This is a genomic window from Xanthomonas sp. SI (assembly GCF_014236855.1).
Lineage (GTDB): Bacteria > Pseudomonadota > Gammaproteobacteria > Xanthomonadales > Xanthomonadaceae > Xanthomonas_A.
Genome location: NZ_CP051261.1, coordinates 2,343,410 through 2,360,964, shown reverse-complemented (window position 1 = coordinate 2,360,964; position 17,555 = coordinate 2,343,410). Strand labels below are relative to the sequence as shown.

The 17,555-nt window shown below is 68.1% G+C and carries 16 protein-coding genes; 5 read left to right on the top strand and 11 right to left on the bottom strand.

Annotated elements, in window-relative coordinates:
* Positions 1-3: 3 nt before the first annotated feature.
* Together HEP75_RS09715 and efp are read right to left on the bottom strand one after the other, a co-directional pair.
* The gene (locus tag HEP75_RS09715) at positions 4-651 is read right to left on the bottom strand and encodes a TMEM175 family protein (protein WP_185826277.1); all 648 of its coding nucleotides are present in this window, start codon (positions 649-651) and stop codon (positions 4-6) included.
* Positions 652-816: 165 nt separating this feature from the next.
* Positions 817-1,383 (bottom strand): elongation factor P, encoded by a 567-nt coding sequence (gene efp / locus HEP75_RS09710; RefSeq protein WP_003466096.1) that lies wholly within the window; start codon positions 1,381-1,383, stop codon positions 817-819.
* 101 nt (positions 1,384-1,484) lie between these two features.
* Between efp and epmB the strand changes: the two genes are divergently transcribed.
* Positions 1,485-2,516, top strand: coding sequence for an EF-P beta-lysylation protein EpmB (gene epmB, locus HEP75_RS09705; RefSeq protein WP_185826276.1), 1,032 nt, complete (start codon positions 1,485-1,487; stop codon positions 2,514-2,516).
* 233 nt (positions 2,517-2,749) lie between these two features.
* The gene (locus HEP75_RS09700) at positions 2,750-3,778 is read left to right on the top strand and encodes a glycoside hydrolase family 43 protein (RefSeq protein WP_185826275.1); all 1,029 of its coding nucleotides are present in this window, start codon (positions 2,750-2,752) and stop codon (positions 3,776-3,778) included.
* A 116-nt stretch (positions 3,779-3,894) separates the two neighbouring features.
* Here the strand turns inward: HEP75_RS09700 and HEP75_RS09695 are convergent, their stop codons facing one another.
* The 3 genes from HEP75_RS09695 to HEP75_RS09685 form a co-directional block, all read right to left on the bottom strand.
* Positions 3,895-6,033, bottom strand: coding sequence for an EAL domain-containing protein (locus tag HEP75_RS09695; protein WP_185826274.1), 2,139 nt, complete (start codon positions 6,031-6,033; stop codon positions 3,895-3,897).
* Positions 6,030-6,920 carry a phosphate/phosphite/phosphonate ABC transporter substrate-binding protein gene (locus HEP75_RS09690; RefSeq protein ID WP_185826552.1) on the bottom strand — a complete coding sequence of 297 codons (891 nt, stop codon included), beginning with the start codon at positions 6,918-6,920 and terminating at the stop codon, positions 6,030-6,032. Before HEP75_RS09690 ends, HEP75_RS09695 begins: the two co-directional genes overlap by 4 nt.
* Positions 6,921-7,154: 234 nt before the next feature.
* The gene (locus HEP75_RS09685) at positions 7,155-7,919 is read right to left on the bottom strand and encodes an RNA methyltransferase (protein WP_185826273.1); all 765 of its coding nucleotides are present in this window, start codon (positions 7,917-7,919) and stop codon (positions 7,155-7,157) included.
* 115 nt (positions 7,920-8,034) lie between these two features.
* On the opposite strand from HEP75_RS09685, the gene HEP75_RS09680 reads away from it, so the two are divergent.
* Complete coding sequence (locus HEP75_RS09680) at positions 8,035-8,862, top strand: inositol monophosphatase family protein (protein ID WP_185813211.1); 828 nt, start codon at positions 8,035-8,037, stop codon at positions 8,860-8,862.
* Positions 8,863-9,031: 169 nt separating this feature from the next.
* Here HEP75_RS09680 and secF read toward each other — a convergent pair whose 3' ends face one another.
* The 6 genes from secF to HEP75_RS09650 all read right to left on the bottom strand — a co-directional run bounded on the left by secF (position 9,032) and on the right by HEP75_RS09650 (position 15,540).
* The gene (gene secF, locus HEP75_RS09675) at positions 9,032-9,997 is read right to left on the bottom strand and encodes a protein translocase subunit SecF (RefSeq protein WP_185820410.1); all 966 of its coding nucleotides are present in this window, start codon (positions 9,995-9,997) and stop codon (positions 9,032-9,034) included.
* Between the two features lie 169 nt (positions 9,998-10,166).
* Positions 10,167-12,011 (bottom strand): protein translocase subunit SecD, encoded by a 1,845-nt coding sequence (secD, locus tag HEP75_RS09670; protein WP_185826272.1) that lies wholly within the window; start codon positions 12,009-12,011, stop codon positions 10,167-10,169.
* A gap of 56 nt (positions 12,012-12,067) precedes the next feature.
* Complete coding sequence (gene yajC, locus HEP75_RS09665) at positions 12,068-12,412, bottom strand: preprotein translocase subunit YajC (RefSeq protein ID WP_145700623.1); 345 nt, start codon at positions 12,410-12,412, stop codon at positions 12,068-12,070.
* A gap of 282 nt (positions 12,413-12,694) precedes the next feature.
* Complete coding sequence (gene tgt, locus HEP75_RS09660) at positions 12,695-13,840, bottom strand: tRNA guanosine(34) transglycosylase Tgt (protein ID WP_185826271.1); 1,146 nt, start codon at positions 13,838-13,840, stop codon at positions 12,695-12,697.
* 73 nt (positions 13,841-13,913) lie between these two features.
* Positions 13,914-14,966, bottom strand: a complete 1,053-nt coding sequence (gene queA, locus HEP75_RS09655) for a tRNA preQ1(34) S-adenosylmethionine ribosyltransferase-isomerase QueA (RefSeq protein ID WP_185826551.1) — start codon at positions 14,964-14,966, stop codon at positions 13,914-13,916.
* 142 nt (positions 14,967-15,108) lie between these two features.
* Entirely contained in the window at positions 15,109-15,540 is a 432-nt protein-coding gene (locus tag HEP75_RS09650) for an Lrp/AsnC family transcriptional regulator (RefSeq protein ID WP_053837440.1), read from the bottom strand.
* Between the two features lie 128 nt (positions 15,541-15,668).
* On the opposite strand from HEP75_RS09650, the gene HEP75_RS09645 reads away from it, so the two are divergent.
* Positions 15,669-17,165, top strand: coding sequence for an aminotransferase class III-fold pyridoxal phosphate-dependent enzyme (locus tag HEP75_RS09645; protein WP_185826270.1), 1,497 nt, complete (start codon positions 15,669-15,671; stop codon positions 17,163-17,165).
* A 13-nt stretch (positions 17,166-17,178) separates the two neighbouring features.
* Entirely contained in the window at positions 17,179-17,478 is a 300-nt protein-coding gene (locus HEP75_RS09640) for a hypothetical protein (protein ID WP_185826269.1), read from the top strand.
* Positions 17,479-17,555 lie beyond the last annotated feature (77 nt).

Sequence of the window (17,555 nt, the reverse complement as noted above, 5' to 3'; positions counted from 1 at the left end):
GAATCAAGTCGCCGCGGCGGCCTGCAGGATGCGCCGCCGGTACACGCGCATCACCACCCACTGCAGCACGAACACCGCCACGAAGCCCAGCCGCCCGAGTACCGGAGCGACCATCGCCAGCGGGATGCACAGCGCGAACACCACCGGCGCGACCGCCACGCGCAGCGTCATCGCCCGCGCCTGCAGCGCGCCCAGCCGCTGCACCAGGCCTTCCTTGCGCACCGCGTAGGCATGCATCAGGTAGGCGGCCGCACCGATCGCGGCCAGATGCGCGCAGTACACCGCGAACGCCTGGTGGCTGCCGAAATAGTCCGAATACAGCGCAGTCGAAAACGGCAGCAGGCCGATCAGCAGCAGTTGCAGCACGTTGAGCCAGATCAGCCGGTCGTCGAACTGGCGGATATGCCGGCACAGCTGCAGGTGCGACTTCCAGAACAACGCGGTGACCAGGAAGCTGACCGCGAAGCCGATGAACAGCGGCAGCATCCGGTCCAGCGCGGCCAGGATGCCGCCGGCGGCCTCGACCTGGGCATGCCCCGGCACCTTGATCTCCACCGCCAGCAAGGTGATGGCGATGGCGAACACCGCATCGCTGAAGAACACGACGCGGTCGTGCGGGTACTTGGCGTCGGCGCTGTCGGCGTGGCTCATGGTCGCGGGAATTCCTGGAAACGGATCGGCCGCGCTCGCCGCACGGCGATTCGGCATTGCATGGGCATGGCGGCCGCACGCGGCGAACGCATGCGACCGGCTACCGTCCACCGCAGCCGCTGGCGGCGGGCGGCCACGTGCCGCCCGGGCGCGCGGGCCGTCGGCTTACTTGACGCGCGAGAAGTACTCGCCCGAGCGCGTATCGACCTTGATGATTTCGTCCTGGCCGACGAATAGCGGTACCCGCACCACCGCGCCGGTTTCCAGCGTGGCCGGCTTGCCGCCGCCGCCGGAGGTGTCGCCGCGCACGCCGGGGTCGGTTTCGACGATCTTCAGTTCGACGAAGTTCGGCGGGGTGACCTGGATCGGGGTGCCGTTCCACAGCGTCACCACGCAATCCTCCTCGCCCTTGATCCACTTGGCGGCGTCGCCGACGCCGGTCTTGTCGGCCTGCACCTGCTCGAAGGTTTCCTGCTGCATGAAGTGCCAGTACTCGCCGTCGGTGTACAGGTACTGCATGTTGGTATCGACCACGTCGGCCGCTTCCAGGCTGTCGGTCGCCTTCATGGTCAGTTCGACCACGCGCCCGGACTTGATGAAGCGGTACTTGATGCGGGTGAAGGCCTGGCCCTTGCCCGGCTTGACGTATTCGGTATCGGTGATGATCGCGGGCTCGCTGTTGACCAGGATCTTCATCCCGTTCTTGACGTCGTTCATGCCGTAGCTGGCCATCTGAAACTCCTCGGGTAAGGCAAACCCGCCGCGTTCGGCGGCCGGCCGGATAGAATGGAAAGCCCCGCCGCAACCGGCGGGCACTCGTTTTATGACCGCATATGATAACCGCAGCCCCCCGCCCGATGCAGCCGTCCCCGTCCCCCGCCGTCCTGGCCGCGCCGCGCTGGCAGCAGCTGTGGCGCGATGCCGTGCGCGACCCGCGCGAGTTGCTGGCGCTGCTGGGGCTGGATCCGCAGGCGCTCGGCGTCTCCGAACAGGCTGCGACGCAGTTCGCGCTGCGCGTGCCGCGCGGCTTCGTGGCGCGCATGCGCCATGGCGACGCGCACGATCCGCTGTTGCGCCAGGTGCTGCCGATCGACGCCGAACTGCGCCGGGTGCCGGGCTTCGCGCTGGACGCGGTCGGCGACGCGGCGGCCAAGAAGGCCGACGGGGTGATCCAGAAATACCGCGGACGCGCGCTGCTGGTCGCCACCGGCAGCTGCGCGGTGCACTGCCGCTACTGCTTCCGCCGCCACTTCCCGTATGCCGAGGAAACCGCCGCGCGCGACGGCTGGCGCGAGGCGGTGGCGGCGGTCGCCGCCGATCCGGATATCGACGAAGCGATCCTGTCCGGCGGCGACCCGCTGTCGCTGGCCACCTCCAAGCTGGTCGAACTGACCGAGGCGCTGGCGGCCATTCCACATCTCAAACGCCTGCGCATCCATAGCCGCCTGCCGGTGGTGCTGCCCGAGCGCGTCGATGCGCCGCTGCTGGCCTGGCTGCGCGCGCTGCCGTGGCCGGTGGCGTTCGTGATCCACGCCAACCACGCCAACGAATTCGACGCCAGCGTAGATGCCGCGCTGGCGCAGCTACGCGGCACCGGCGCGCAACTGCTGAACCAGGCGGTGCTGCTGCGCGGGGTCAACGACAGCGTCGCCGCGCTGGCCGCCCTGAGCGAGCGCAGTTTCGCCGCCGGCGTGCTGCCCTACTACCTGCACCAATTGGACAAGGTCGAAGGCGTGGCCCATTTCGAAGTGGACGACGCCACCGCGCGTGCGCTGCACCAGGCCCTGGCCGCGCGGCTGTCCGGGTATCTGGTGCCGAAGCTGGTGCGCGAGATCCCTGGCGATACCGGCAAGCGCGCGCTCTGAGGGGCCGGGATTCGGGATTTGGGATTGGGGATTCGGAAAAGCGGGTTCCGGTGCGCGATATCCTGGAAGAGCTGGGATTGGGGATTCGGGATTGGGGATTCGGAAAAGCGGGTTCCAGTGCGCGATAGCCTAAAAGGGCGCAAATGGCGTCTCTAATGGGGGGGCTTACCGGCTTTCGCTTCTCCGAATCCCCAATCCCGAATCCCCAAATCCCAGCTCTCAAAGGGACCTCGATGAATGCCTTGACCAAGACCTGGCGCCGCCGGCGCTGCCGTTTCGGACTCGTGGCGCTGCTTGCCGCGGCCGCAAGCGCAGCGGTCGCGGCGGAGCCGATCCCGGCCGCCGGCTCCAACCCGATCGTCCGCGACACCTTCACCGCCGACCCCGCGCCGCTGGTGGTCGGCGACACGCTGTATCTGTACGTCGGCCACGACGAGGCGCAGCGCGACGAGATGTTCACCATGCGCGAGTGGCTGGTGTATTCGACCAAGGACATGAAGACCTGGACCGCCCACGCCCCGATCATGAACGTCAAGGATTTCAAATGGGCCAAGCAGGATGCGTGGGCATCCCAGGCGATAGAAAAGAACGGCAAGTTCTATTTCTACGCGGCGGTGGAGCACGACGCCACGCATCCGGGCAAGGCGATCGCGGTGGCGGTGGCGGACACGCCGACCGGCCCGTTCGTGGACGCGCGCGGCTCGGCGCTGGTCACCAACGAAATGACGCCGAAGGGCACGCACAGCTGGGAAGACATCGACCCGACCGTGCTGACCGACGACGACGGCACCACTTGGATCGCCTGGGGCAACCGCCAGTGCTACCTGGCCAAGCTCAAGCCCAACATGATCGAACTCGACGGCCCGATCCGCGAGATCACCCCGCCGCATTTCGAGGAAGGCCCGTGGCTGCACAAGCGCGGCGATCTGTATTACCTGACCTATGCCTCGCTGGACCGGGCTACACAGCGCGATGAACACGTGTCCTATGCGACCGCGCCCGCCATCACCGGGCCGTGGACCTATCGCGGCGAACTGACCGGCTCGGGCAAGTACAGCTTCACCATCCATCCGGGCATCGTCGAGTTCAAGCGGCACTGGTACCTGTTCCTGCACAACGCGACTTTGGCGATCGGCGACTTGAACGGCGCCATCGGCCGGCGTGCGGTGACGGTGGAGTACCTGCATTACAACCCGGACGGCAGCATGCAACCGGTGCGGCAGAGCGAGGCCGGGGTGTCGACTCCAGACGTGACGCGATAATGCACCGCCTTTTGTAGGAGCGGCTTCAGCCGCGACGGGCGTTACCGACGATGTCTGTCGCGGCTGAAGCCGCTCCTACAAAAAAACGGGCGCGCTCGTGGGAATCGGGACCGCGCCTAGTCGCGTGGCATGCCCTCGTTGGCGAGCAGTTGCCGGAACTCGGCAGCGCTGAGCGGATGGCTGAGCCAGAAGCCCTGCCCCAGTTCGCAGCCGCGCTCGCGCAGCAGTTCGAACTGCACTTCCTGCTCGATGCCCTCGGCGACCACGGTGATGCCCAGCGAATGCGCCATGGCGATGATCGCGGTGGTCAGGGCCAGGTCGTCGGGGTCGCGCTGCAGGTCGGCGACGAAGCTCTTGTCGATCTTGACCCCGTCCACCGGCACCTGGCGCAGGTGGCTCAGCCCGGAGAAGCCGGTGCCGAAATCGTCCAGCCACACCTTGACCCCGGTGCGGTGCAGCCGCGCCAGCATGCTCGCGGCCTGCAGCTCGTCGCCGATCACCGCGGTCTCGGTCAGTTCAAGGTGCAGCTGCGCGGCCGGCAGCCCGGATTCGCGCAGGCAGTCGGCGACGATTTCCGGCAGATCGCCGCTGCGCAGCTGCCGCGGCGACACGTTGACCGACACGAACAGGTCGCGGCTGCCGTCGAAGCGCTGCCATTGCGTGGCCTCCATGCAGGCCGCGCGCAGCACCTTGGGGCCGATGCTCTCGATCAGCCCGCTCTGCTCGGCCACGTCGATGAACACCGTCGGCGAGATCGTGCCCAGCGCCGGATGCTGCCAGCGCAACAGCACTTCCACGCCGACCATGCGCCGGTCCAGGGTGCGGAAGATCGGCTGGTACACCAGCTTCAGCTCGTCGCGGTCCCAGGCGCCGCGCAACTCGTGCTCCATGTGCACGCGCCGCTCCACCGCATAGTCCATCGCGCGGCTGTAGAAGCGGTGGCAGTTCTTGCCGGCCAGCTTGGCCTGGTACATCGCGATGTCGCCGTTCTTCAACAGCGCCGAGGCGTCCTCGGCATCGCCGGGATAGACGGTGATGCCGATCGAGGTGCCCATGAACACCTCGCGGTCCTGGATCCGCAGCGGCTCGCGCAACTCCTGCACCAGGCGCTCGGCCAGGCCGGTGGCGACCTGCACCACGTGCTCGTCCTCGACCAGGATCACGAACTCGTCGCCGCCGAAGCGCGCCAGCAGCGCGTCATGCCCGCCCAGCTGATCCACCGCCAGTTGGATGCGCCGCGCGAACTGCAGCAGCGCCTCGTCGCCGGCCTCGTGGCCGAGAGTGTCGTTGATCCGCTTGAAGTCGTCGATGTCGGCGAACAGCAGCGCCAGGCGCCGGTGCGAGGCGCGTGCCGACAGCATGCGGTGGTCCAGCGCCTCGCGGAACGCGAGCCGGTTGGTCAGCCCGGTCAGGGCATCGGTATACGCCATGTGGCGCACGTCGCGGTCGTGGCGGGCGATCGCCTCGCTCATGCGCCCGAACGCGCGCAGCAGTTCGCTGACCTCGTCGTGGCGGCCGCTGTCGCGGCGCTCCACCACGTAGTCGCCGGCCTCGATCTGGCGCGCGGCCGCGGCCAGCCAGCGCACCGGCGCCACCAGCGTGCGCTGCACGTAGATCGCCACCATCACCGCGGTCAGCCCCAGCGCCGCCAGCAGCAGCAACAGCCAGCCCAGGTGGCGCTTGCTCAGCGCGTCCAGGCGTTGCGCCAGGTTCTCGCCGGCCTTGCGCTCGTAGACCAGCGCCCGCGTCCAGGACATGCCCACACGCACCCCGCCCACGCGCTGGTCGCCGATCATGATAGGCATCGACACGTCCAGGATCTCGTCGGACTCCTGCGCCAGCAGGCCGTTGGCCTTGATCGCCGCATCGGCCATCGGGCCGCGCATGCGCTGGCCGTAGCCGGGCAGATCGTCGCTGCCGTCGTGGATCAGGCGCCCTTCGGCGTCGTACACCAGCACGTAGGCCACCGCCACGTAGCCCAGCGCCGCGCGCACCTGGGTACCGATCGCGTCCAGGTCCGAGTAGTACACCGGATTGGCCAGCGAATCGGACAGCTGCCGCGCCAGGGTTTCGCCGCGGGTACGCATGCTGCGGTCGAACAGGCCGTGGATGACGTTGCCGCTGAGCGTGCGCACCTCGTTCTGCATCGCCGCCTGCCGCTCCAGCATCAACCCCAGGATCGCCATGATCAGCAACGCGGCCACGCCCATCGCCAGCAGGAACCTGGCCTGCAACCCGAAACGCAGCCTCTTCATTCGACTTCCAGCTTGACCTGCGCAACGCCGGCACGCAGCTGGTCCAGCCGCTTCTGCGAGGCCCGATCCACCGGGTAGAAGCCGGAGGTGCCGAAGAACTTGTGCAGCGCGGCGCTGCCCTGCGGGTCGTCGGCGGCTTCCAGCAACACCTCGCGCAAGCGCGCCTCCACCGGCGAGGCCAGGTCGCTGCGCACCATCTCCACCGCGCGCGGGAACGGCTCGGTGCGGTAGATCACCCGGAAATCGCGGCGGAACGCCGGCGGCACGCGGCGGTCGTCGTCCCAGTCCAGGTTGCTCAGCGCGCCGGCGTCCACCAGGTGCTTGTGCACGTAGGAGGCGATGTTGAGCTCGGAGCGCGCGAACACGTAGCCGACCGTGTTCGCCGAGGCCTGGTCTTTCGGCGAGAGCAGGATCTCCGGATGCAGATCGTGCTCGAACAGGGTCATCATCGGCACCAGGTAGGCGCTGGTGGACAAGGTGCTCTGCAACGCCAGGGTGCGGCCCTGCAGGTCGTGCAGGCTGTGCACCGGCCCATCGCGGCGCACGAAGAACACGGTGTGGTAGTCGCGCACGCCGCTGCGCTCGGTCAGCAGCAGCGGCCGCACCCCGCCGCGCTGTTGCAGCGCCATCGCGGTGGCCGCGGTCTCGGTGACCCAGTCGACGCGACCGCGGCGCAGGTAGCTGCTCATCTGCTGGCTGTCGCGGGCCATCAGGATCTGCCCAGAGGTGATGCCGACGTCGCGCATGCGCGGCACCACGTAGTCCAGCAACGGCTTCAGCTGCTCGTAGTGGGCCTTGGGATTGTCGCTGATGCGGCCCAGGACCAGCACCGTCGGACGCGCGTGCGCCAGCCCAGGCCAGCAGATCGCCAGCGCCAGCCACACCATGACGAAACGCCACCGCGAGTTTTGCAAACCACATTCCCCATGTAGAGGCTATAAGCCTAGCCGAAAGCGTCAGCCGGCGACAGCTGGTGAGGCCGGGAGTGGGGATTTGGGATTGGGGATTCGGGGCGATCATGCCCCGGCAAGGGAGAGAGCTTGCTGTGCGTTGCGCCAAGCGATCCGTCGCCGATGACCGGAATCCCTGCTTTGCCGAGTCCCGAGTCCCGGGTCCCGAAACTAGCTTCGCGCCTGTCCCGCCAGCCGCGCCATGCGCTGCGCATCGGACAGAATGCCGCGCAGCAACCGCACTTCCTGCTCGGTCAGCGCGTTGCGCAGGAACAGCCGGCGCAGCTTGCGCATCGCCGAATCCGGCGCGCGGCCCTTGTGGAAGTCGATGTCGTCCAGGGTGTCGGCCAACTGCCCGAACAGGCCTTCCAACTGCGCATGGCTGGCCGGCGCCTCGCGGAACCCGGGTTCGGCGGCGGCGGCCGGCTGCGCCGCCTCGCCGCGCAGCAGCGCCAGGCGCAGTTCGTAGGCCAGCACCTGCACCGCCGCAGCCAGGTTGAGCGAACTGAACGCGGGATCGGAGGGAATGTGCACCGCCGCGTGGCACAGCTGCAGTTCCTCGTTGGTCAGGCCGGTGCGCTCGCGCCCGAACACCAGCGCCACCTCGGCCTGCTCGGCGGCCGCAGTCACCAGGCGTTGCGCGCCGTCCGCCGGCAGCAGTTCTTCCAGCGACACCCGCCGACTGCGCGCGGTGCAACCGAGCACCAGTTGGCAGTCGGCCACCGCCTCGGCCAGGGTGGCCAGCACCGGCGCCTGCTGCAGCACGTCCTCGGCGCCGGCCGAGCGCCGGTAGCCGTCCTCGTCGAGCGCGCGCTCCGGCGCCACCAGCACCAGCCGCGCCTGGCCCATGGTCTTCATCGCCCGCGCCGCCGCGCCGATATTGCCGGGGTGCTGGGTACCGACCAGAACGAAGCGGATGTGGGCAGAAGCGGTCATGGCAGGAAGATGCGGAGCGAACGGGGCGTAGATGGTAAACTGCGCGGCCGGTCTTCGCGCCGGACTGTTCTTTTCCTCCGCCAGATCCTTCTCCGCCCTCTCGGGAGCCGTTGCCATGCAAAAACCCGCCGTCACCGTCATGGTCAAGGCCGCCCGCCTCGCCGGCAATGTGCTGTTGCGCCATATCAACCGGCTGGAAGCGCTGAACGTGGTGCAGAAGGACCGCATGGACTACGCCAGCGAAGTCGATGCCGACGCGGAGAAGGTGATCGTCAAGGAACTGCGCCGCGCCTACCCCGATTACGGGGTGATGGGCGAGGAAGGCGGCGTGCAGGGCGGCGGCCGCTACATGTGGGTGATCGACCCGCTCGACGGCACCAGCAACTACCTGCGCGGCTTCCCGCATTACTGCGTGTCGATCGCCCTGGTCGAAAACGGCGAGCCGATCGACGCGGTGATCTTCGATCCGCTGCGCAACGAGCTGTTCACCGCCAGCCGCGGCAACGGCGCGGTGCTCAACGACCGCCGCATCCGCGTCAGCGAGCGCAAGGAACTGAACGGGGCGATGGTCAACACCGGCTTCGCCCCGCGCGAGCGCAAGCGCACCAGCGCCCAGCTCAAGTGCGTGGACGCGCTGATGGTGCAGGCCGAGGACATCCGCCGCACCGGCTCGGCCGCGCTGGACCTGGCCTACGTGGCCTGCGGCCGCACCGACGCCTACTTCGAAGCCGGGGTGAAAGCCTGGGACATCGCCGCCGGCGTGCTGCTGGTACGCGAGGCCGGCGGCCGCATCACCGACTTCAAGGGCGCCACCCCGGGCCGCATCGACGACCGCGGCACCCCGCAGTACCAGATCGTGGCCGGCAACATCAAGGTCAGCGACGCGCTGCAGAAGCTGATCGTCAACACCGGGTATGCGGCGGAGTTCGACGCGAAGTTTTGATGGGCCGGGATTCGGGATTGGGGATTGGGGATTCGCAAGAGCGGCATCCCATCGCTGATCCCCTCCTCTTCCCAGAACGAAAAAGCCGCGCAGATGCGCGGCTTTTTCGTTGCAGAACCGGGAACCCGCTTTTGCGAATCCCCAATCCCCAATCCCGAATCCCGGCCCCTCAGGGCCTGCGCGCCAACGCCTCGACGTCCTTGGTCTTGGGCAGCAGGTCCTGCTTGGTGACCTGGAACGGGCCGATCGACAGCAGCGGCACCGCCACGATCACCGAGGACACCACCACGATGATCGCGCCGATCATGTGGGTCAGCGCCAGGCCTTCCATCGAGTTGCCGCCGTACAGGTACAGCGCCAGCGCCGACAGGAAGAACATCACCGCGGTGATCACGGTGCGCGACAGGGTCTGGTTGATCGAGCGGTTCAGCACTTCCACCGGCTCCACGCGCAGGCTGCGGAAGTTCTCGCGCACGCGGTCGAACACCACGATGATGTCGTTGATCGCAAAGCCCATCACCGACAGCAGGCCGGCCAGCACGGTCAGGTCGAACTCGCGGCCGGTGAGCGAGATGTAGGCCACCGTCACCAACAGGTCGAACAGCGCGGTCAGGCTGGCCACCACCGCGAACTTCCACTCGAAGCGGAAGCCGATGTAGATCAGGAAGCCGACCAGCATGAACACGGTCGCGTAGACGCCGTTCAGCGCCAGGTCCTTGCCGACCTGCGGGCCGACGAATTCGCCCGGCTTCACCGTCGCCGGGTTCTCCGCCGTGCTCACTGCCTTGCGCACCTGCTCGGCGAGGTTCTTGGTCACGTCTTCGTTGTTGTGCTCGCCCTGCGGTTGCAGGCGGATCACGATCTCGTTGCCGCTGCCGACGTTCTGCACCTGCGCGTTCTCGAAGCCGGCGGTGGCCAGCTGCGCGCGCACATGGTCGATGTCCACCGGCTTCTGGAAACTGGTCTGCACCAGCGCGCCGCCGGTGAACTCCAACGCGTAGTTGAAGCCCTTGGCGAAGATCACCCCGAGCGAGGCCACCGCCAGCACCAGCATCAGCACCAGGGTCGGACGCCGCCAACGCATGAAGTCGATCTTGGTGTCGTTCGGGATCAGATGAAGCGGGAAGATTTTCATGGAGACATGCTCTTCAATAATTTGGACCCCGCACATGGAGGTGCGGGCTCTTGCGAGGGACTCGCATTTTCGCCCCCCGCACATGGATATGCGGGCTCTTGCGAAGGACTCGCATTTTTCATCCCCTGCGCAACGCTGCGCAGGGTCTTGCGAAGGATGCGCGTGCGGCTCAGATCGCCAGCGACTTGAGCTTCTTGCGACGACTGTAGATCAGCGTCGCCAGCGCGCGCGACACGGTGATCGCGGTGAACATCGAGGCGAAGATGCCGATGATCATGGTCAGCGCGAAGCCCTTCAGCGGGCCGGTCCCGAACGCGTACAGGGCCACGCCGACGATCAGGCCGGTGAGGTTGGCGTCGAGGATGGTGCCGCCCGCCTTCTCGTAGCCGGCGACGATCGCCGACTTCGGCGGCATGCCCTGCCGCAGTTCCTCGCGGATACGCTCGTTGATCAGCACGTTGGCGTCCACCGACAGGCCGACCGACAGGGCCAGGCCGGCGAAGCCGGGCAAGGTCATGGTGGCGCCGAACAGCGACATCACCGAAACCACGATTAGCAGGTTCATCAGCAGCGCCACCGAGGTGATCGCGCCGAACATGCGGTAGTACACGCCGAAGAACACCAGGGTGAACAGGAACGCGTACAGCACCGCGGTGACGCCGCGCTCGACGTTCTCCGCACCCAGGCTCGGGCCGATCACGTATTCCTCGACGAAGTCCATCGGCGCGGCCAGCGAACCGGCGCGCAGCAGCTTGGCCAGGTTCTCGGCCTCGACCTTCTCCAGGCCGGTGGTCTGGAAGTTCTTGCCGAACACGCCGGCGATGCGGGTCGGCGCCAGGGCCTCTTCCTTGACCCGCACGCTGCGCACTTCCTTGCCGTCGACCATGCTCACGGTCGGGATGCGCTCGATGTAGACCACCGACATCAGCTTGCCGGTGTTGGCGCTGGTGTAGTCGAACATGCGCTGGCCGGCGACGTTGTTGAGCGTGACCGACACCGCCGGCAGCCCGTTCTGGTCGTTGCTGACTACCGCGCCGACCATCTGGTCGCCGGACACCAGCACGCGCTTGTTGAGCAGCACCGGGGCGCCGCTGTCGCGCAGGCGGAACACCTTGGCTTCCGGCGGGATGTTGCCGGTGCGCACCGCGTCCTCGGCGTTGCCTTCGACCACGCCACGGAACTCCAGCGTGGCGGTGGCGCCGATCATGCGCTTGGCCTCGGCGGTGTCCTGCACGCCCGGCAGCTCGACCACGATGCGGTCCTCGCCCTGGCGCTGGATGATCGGCTCGGCCACGCCCAACTGGTTGACGCGGTTGCGCAGCGTGGTCAGGTTCTGCTCGATCGCGCCGGCGGCGATCTGCTTGAGCTCGGCATCGGGCACGCCGACCGCGATGGTCTGCCCGGACACGGCATAGCTCAGGGTCGGCTGCGCCTTGCTCAGCGCGGCGCGCGCGGCATTGACGTCGGCGCCCTCGCCCAGCCCGACCTGGATGCTGTTGTCGGCACGACGCTCGACCGAGCGGTAGGGAATGCGGCTGTCGCGCAGCGTGGTGCGGATGTCCTCGGCGAAGGCATCCAGGCGCTTGTCCAGCGCCGCCTTCTGGTCCACCTGCAGCGCGAAGTGCACGCCGCCGACCAGGTCCAGGCCCAGCACCATCGGCTTGCCGCCGATCGCCGACAGCCACTGCGGCACGGTCGAGGCCAGGTTCAGCGCCACCGTGTAGTTCTCGCCCACCTGCTGGCGCAGGATGTCGTTGGCGCGGGTCTGCGCCTGCAGGCTCGGCAGGCGCACCATCAGGCTATCGCCCTCCTTGACCACCGACTTGGGAGTGATCCCGGCCGCCTTCAGCTCGGCGCTGACCCGCTCGCGCAGGGCCTCGTCGAGCTGGCCGCCGCGGCTGGCGGTGATCTGTACCGAAGGGTCCTTCTGGTAGACGTTGGGCAGCGCGTACAACGCACTGAACGCCAGCACGATCAGGATGAGGAAATACTTCCAGCGCGGAAACTCGAGCATTGCAGGACCCCGCGCGACGCCACGCCGGCGCCGCGCCTAGCAGTAAGAGAAATGAATCAGGCGGACTTCAGCGTGCCCTTGGGCAGCACGTTGCCTATGGCGCCCTTCTGCACGCGGATGCGCACGTTGTCGGCGATTTCCACGGTGATGAAGTTGTCGCCGATGTCGGTGACCACGCCGGCCACGCCGCCGGAAGTGATGACCTCGTCGCCGCGACCGAGTTTGTCCAGCATCGACTTGTGCTCCTTCTGCCGCTTCATCTGCGGGCGGATCATCACGAAATACATCACCGCGATCAGGATGATCGGCAGCAGGAACATCTGCATGCCGCCGCCAGCGGCAGGAGCGGCGCCGGCGGTCTGCGCCTGGGCCACGGGAATCAGGAAATCGAGCGGGTTCATCGGTGTGTCCTATGGTTTGGGCAGCCCGTCGCCGTTGAGGGCACGGACCGCTGGTTTGTCGCCGGAGGCGGCAAGCAGCCGCCGATTATGCCACGATCTCCCCTTGCCCCCGGAACGACCGTCGCGCCCTCCCTTCTTCCCTCGGGACCATGGCCCCCTTCTCGGGGGAAGGTGCCGCGCAGCGGCGGATGAGGGTACGGGCGCAGCCTCATGCGCCTTCGATGCTCGCGAGGCTGCGCCCCGTACCCTCACCCCAACCCCTCTCCCGACGGGAGAGGGGCTTTATCCCTGCTCCGAGGGCAGCGGTGTGGCTTCCGCCCCGCGCGCCGCATAAAAGGACCGCCGGAACTGGGCAAAGGTTCCCGAGGCGATCGCTGCGCGCATGTCGGCCATCAGTTTCTGGTAGTACCAGAGGTTGTGCAGGGTGCCCAGCATCGGCGCCAGCATCTCGTTGCAGCGGTCCAGGTGGCGCAGGTAGGAGCGGGTATAGCCGCCGCTGCAGGCATGGCAGCCGCAGCCCGGCTCGATCGGCGCCAGGTCGCGCTCGTAGCGGGCGTTGCGGATGCGCACGGTGCCGAACGAGGTGAAATAGTGGCCATTGCGCGCGTTGCGGGTCGGCATCACACAGTCGAACATGTCCACGCCGCGGGCCACGCCCTCGACCAGGTCCTCCGGCCGCCCTACCCCCATCAGGTAGCGCGGCCGGTCGGCCGGCAGCTGCGGATGCAGGTGTTCGAGCATCGCGTTGCGCTCGTGCTCCGGCTCGCCCACCGCCAGCCCGCCGATCGCGTAGCCGTCGAAGCCGATCGCCTGCAGGCCCTCGATCGAGCGGGTGCGCAGGTCCGCATGCACGCCGCCCTGGACGATGCCGAACAGCGCCGCATCGTTGTCCAGGCCGTCGTGCGCATCGCGCGAGCGCTGCGCCCAGCGCAGGCTCAGCTCCATCGAGCGGCGCGCGACGTCCTCGGTGGCCGGGTACGGGGTGCACTCGTCGAAGATCATCACGATGTCCGAGTCGAGCACCTTCTGGATCCGCATGCTCTCCTCCGGACCCAGGAACACCTTGGCGCCATCGGTCGGCGAGGCGAAGGTCACCCCCTGCTCGCTGATCTTGCGCCGATGCGCCAGCGAGAACACCTGGAAACCGCCCGAATCGGTAAGGATCGGCCCGTCCCAGCGCGCGAAGCCGTGCAGCCCGCCGTGGTCGCCGATCACGTCCAGGCCCGGCCGCAGGTACAGGTGGAAAGTATTGCCGAGGATGATCTGCGCGCCCAGCGCCTTGATCTGCTCGGGCAGCACGCCCTTGACCGAACCGTAGGTACCGACCGGCATGAACGCCGGGGTTTCCACCGTACCGCGCGGGAAGGTCAGGCGCCCGCGGCGAGCGGCGCCGTCGGTGGTGTCTAGCTGAAACTGCAATCGGGACATTGAAAGGCCGGGATTCGAGAGTCGGGATTCGGGATTGGCAAACGCACGGGCGGTGACGGGTAAGGGAGTGCTTCTACGAATCCCCAATCCCCACTCCCGAATCCCGGCCCCACAACAGCATCGCATCGCCGTAGCTGAAGAAGCGGTAGCGCTGTTCGATCGCATGCCGGTACGCGTCGAAGATGCGCTCGCGGCCGGCGAAGGCGGAGACCATCATCAACAGCGTGCTTTCCGGCAGGTGGAAGTTGGTGACCATCGCATCGACGCTGCGGATGCGGTAGCCGGGCAGGATGAAGATCTGCGTCTCGCCGGCGAACGGATGCAGTTCGCCGTCCTTCGACGCGCTCTCCAGCGCGCGCACCACCGTGGTCCCGACCGCGATCACGCGGCCGCCGGCGGCGCGCGTGCGCCGTACCTGCTCGACCAGGCTGGCGCCGACGTTGAGCCATTCGCGGTGCATCACGTGCTGCGCGAGCGCCTCCACCCGCACCGGCTGGAAGGTGCCTGCGCCCACGTGCAAGGTGACATGGCCGACGCTCACGCCGCGCGCCTGCAGCGCCTGCAGCAACGGCGCATCGAAATGCAGGCCGGCGGTCGGCGCGGCGACCGCGCCGGCCTCGCGCGCGAACACGGTCTGGTAGCGCTCGCGGTCGTCCAGCCCGGGCTCGCGGCGGATGTACGGCGGCAACGGCAGGCGCCCGGCCTGTTGCAGCCACGCCTCCAGCGTGTCGGGCACGTTGAAGTGCAGCACATAGAACTCGCCGTCGCGGTCAAGCACCTCGGCCTCGCCGCCGGCATCCAGGGCGATGCGCGCGCCGGCCTTGGGCGACTTGCTCACGCCCAGCTGCGCACGCGCACGCTGGGCGCCGAGCAGGCGCTCGATCAGGATCTCCACGCGGCCGCCGCTGCTCTTGTTGCCGAACAGCCGCGCCGGGATCACCCGGGTGTCGTTGAACACCAGCAGATCGCCCGGCTGCAGCAGCTCGGGCAGATCGCGCACCTGGCGGTCGGCGAACGGCGCCGGTGCCGGCGGCACCAGCAGCAGGCGGCTGGCGGAACGTTCGGCCAGCGGCGCCTGCGCGATCAGTTCCTCGGGCAGCTCGTAGCGGAAATCGGACTTCTTCAAGGCCGGCGTATCACAGTGCAGGTGGCCGGTCATTGTAGCTGGAGGGCCGGGATTGGGGATTCGGGATTAGGGATTCGCAAAAAGCGCAGCGCCTGGCTCCGCTTTACCCAATCCCTAGTCCCGAATCGCCAATCCCGGCCCCTCACCGCTCAAACTTGGTCGACAAGATGATCGACGAGGTCGTGCGCTCCACCCCGTCGACCGCGCCGATGCGGTCGGTCAGCACGTCCATGTCGTTGACCCCGGGCACCACGCCCAGCGCGATCAGGTCGTAGGAGCCGCTGACCGAATGCAGCACGCGGACCTCGTCGATCTCGCGCAGCGCCTTGACCACCGAGGTCATCTTCTTCGGCAGCACGGTAATCAGGATGTGCGCACGGATGTGGCCCTGCTCGAAGTCGTCCCGGGTGCGCACCGTATAGCCGCAGATCACGCCTTCGCGCTCCAGCCGCTCGATCCGGCTCTGCACGGTGGTGCGCGACAGGCCAAGCTTGCGGGCGATCTGCGCGGTGGAGGCGCGGGCGTCCTCGCGCAGCAGCGAGAGCAGGCGTTCGTCGGAGGAAGTGATCTTCATGCGTGGCCGGATTTCGTCGAATCGACGAAATTATCCGATTTCCTGCACAAATCAACTCTGCCAACCGACGATCCGGTCCCGATAATAGAAGGCCTATCGCTGAACGCCCCGCCTCCAGGAGATCCCGCATGACCGTACTCGGCCCCCTCGCCCCGCTGCGCGCCCATGCCGGCGAACGCCTGACCGCCGGCCTGGACGATGCCAGCATCGAACGCCTGGCCGCCTCGCACCCGCAGCTAGCCGCCGCGCTCGATGCCGCCGCGGCGGACCATCCGCGCCTGGCCGCGGAGTTCGCCGACCTGCTCGAACTGGACGAGATCGAGCAGATCCGCGCGCTGCAGGCCGGCTTCGTCAACTTCTACGCCGACGACGCGGTGACCCCGTACGTGGCGCTCGCCGCGCGCGGCCCGTGGGTGGTCACGCTGAAGGGCGCGGTGCTGTACGACGCCGGCGGCTACGGCATGCTCGGCTTCGGCCACACTCCGGAGGCGGTGCTGGAGGCGATGGCGCGGCCGCAGGCGATGGCCAACGTGATGACCCCAAGCCTGTCGCAGCTGCGCTTCGAGCGCGCGCTGCGCGCAGAGATCGGCCAGCAGCGCGGCGCCTGTCCGTACAGCAAGTTCATGTGCCTCAACTCCGGCTCCGAAGCGGTGGGCCTGGCCGCGCGCATCGCCGACATCAACGCCAAGCTGCAGACCGACCCGGGCGCGCGCCACGCCGGCGCCCGGATCAAGCGCATCGTGGTCAAGGGCAGCTTCCACGGCCGTACCGACCGTCCGGGGCTGTATTCCGATTCCAGCCGCAAGGCCTACGTGCAGCACCTGGCCAGCTATCGCGGCGAGGATTCGGTGATCGCGATCGCGCCCTACGACGTGGACGCCTTGCGCCGCGCCTTCGCCGATGCCGAGCACAACGGCTGGTTCGTCGAGGCGGTGTTCCTGGAGCCGGTGATGGGCGAAGGCGACCCGGGCCGTGCGCTGCCGCCGGCGTTCTACGCCGCCGCGCGCGAGCTGACCCGCGCCCACGGCAGCCTGCTGCTGGTCGATTCGATCCAGGCCGGGCTGCGCGCCCACGGCGTGCTGTCGGTGGTGGACTACCCCGGCTTCGAACAGCTCGACGCGCCGGACATGGAAACCTATTCCAAGGCGCTCAACGCCGCGCAGTACCCGCTGTCGGTGCTGGCGGTGACCGAGCACGCCGCGCAGCTGTACCGCAAGGGCACCTACGGCAACACCATGACCAGCAACCCGCGCGCGCTGGACGTGGCCAGCGCCACCCTGGCGCAGCTGACCCCGCAGGTGCGCGCCAACATCCGCGCGCGCGGCGCCGAGGCGGTGCAGAAACTGGAGAAGCTCAAGAGCGAGCTCGGCGGGCTGATCACCCAGGTGCAGGGCACCGGCCTGCTGTTCTCCTGCGCGCTGGCCCCGCAGTTCAAGTGCTACGGCGCCGGCTCCACCGAGGAATGGCTGCGCCAGCACGGGGTCAACGTGATCCACGGCGGCGAGAACTCGCTGCGCTTCACCCCGCATTTCGCGATGGACAGCGACGAACTGGACCTGCTGGTCGGGCTGATCGGCCGCGCGCTGCGCGAAGGCCCGCGCCTGGCGCAGGCCGCAGCCGCCTGAGGCCGGCTGGCGCATGCTGCAGGAACTGGCCGAGGCGTTCGCCCGGCCGCTGTTCGAACTCGTCCTGCAGCTGTTCGGCTACTGGAGCGGCCGCATGCTGCTACCGGTGCTGTCGCTGGGCTGGATCCGTGCCGAAGCCCGCCGCGACCAGCTACCGCGCCGGCCCGGCAAGCGCCGCCACGGCCAACCGTTGCTCTATCGCAACGCCAGCGGCAGCCTGATCGCCAGCGACGATGCAGTGATGATCCTGGGCCTGGCATGCTGGGCGCTGCTGGTACTGGCCGCATTCCTGCTCTATCGCCTGGCGCAGTGAGTTCCCGCTAGCACGGCTTCATGCGGCCGATTCGACCGCCGCCGCGCTGGCAGCTAGCATTCCCCCGGTTGTTTCAC

Coding starts and splice junctions, on each gene's coding strand:
- secD (WP_185826272.1), bottom strand. CDS start 12,011: ATGCTCGAGTTTCCGCGCTGGAAGTATTTCCTCATCCTGATCGTGCTG.
- tgt (WP_185826271.1), bottom strand. CDS start 13,840: ATGTCCCGATTGCAGTTTCAGCTAGACACCACCGACGGCGCCGCTCGC.
- efp (WP_003466096.1), bottom strand. CDS start 1,383: ATGGCCAGCTACGGCATGAACGACGTCAAGAACGGGATGAAGATCCTG.
- HEP75_RS09645 (WP_185826270.1), top strand. CDS start 15,669: ATGACCGTACTCGGCCCCCTCGCCCCGCTGCGCGCCCATGCCGGCGAA.
- HEP75_RS09650 (WP_053837440.1), bottom strand. CDS start 15,540: ATGAAGATCACTTCCTCCGACGAACGCCTGCTCTCGCTGCTGCGCGAG.
- HEP75_RS09700 (WP_185826275.1), top strand. CDS start 2,750: ATGAATGCCTTGACCAAGACCTGGCGCCGCCGGCGCTGCCGTTTCGGA.
- HEP75_RS09685 (WP_185826273.1), bottom strand. CDS start 7,919: ATGACCGCTTCTGCCCACATCCGCTTCGTTCTGGTCGGTACCCAGCAC.
- secF (WP_185820410.1), bottom strand. CDS start 9,997: ATGAAAATCTTCCCGCTTCATCTGATCCCGAACGACACCAAGATCGAC.
- HEP75_RS09695 (WP_185826274.1), bottom strand. CDS start 6,033: ATGAAGAGGCTGCGTTTCGGGTTGCAGGCCAGGTTCCTGCTGGCGATG.
- HEP75_RS09640 (WP_185826269.1), top strand. CDS start 17,179: ATGCTGCAGGAACTGGCCGAGGCGTTCGCCCGGCCGCTGTTCGAACTC.
- HEP75_RS09690 (WP_185826552.1), bottom strand. CDS start 6,920: ATGGTGTGGCTGGCGCTGGCGATCTGCTGGCCTGGGCTGGCGCACGCG.
- epmB (WP_185826276.1), top strand. CDS start 1,485: ATGATAACCGCAGCCCCCCGCCCGATGCAGCCGTCCCCGTCCCCCGCC.
- yajC (WP_145700623.1), bottom strand. CDS start 12,412: ATGAACCCGCTCGATTTCCTGATTCCCGTGGCCCAGGCGCAGACCGCC.
- HEP75_RS09680 (WP_185813211.1), top strand. CDS start 8,035: ATGCAAAAACCCGCCGTCACCGTCATGGTCAAGGCCGCCCGCCTCGCC.
- HEP75_RS09715 (WP_185826277.1), bottom strand. CDS start 651: ATGAGCCACGCCGACAGCGCCGACGCCAAGTACCCGCACGACCGCGTC.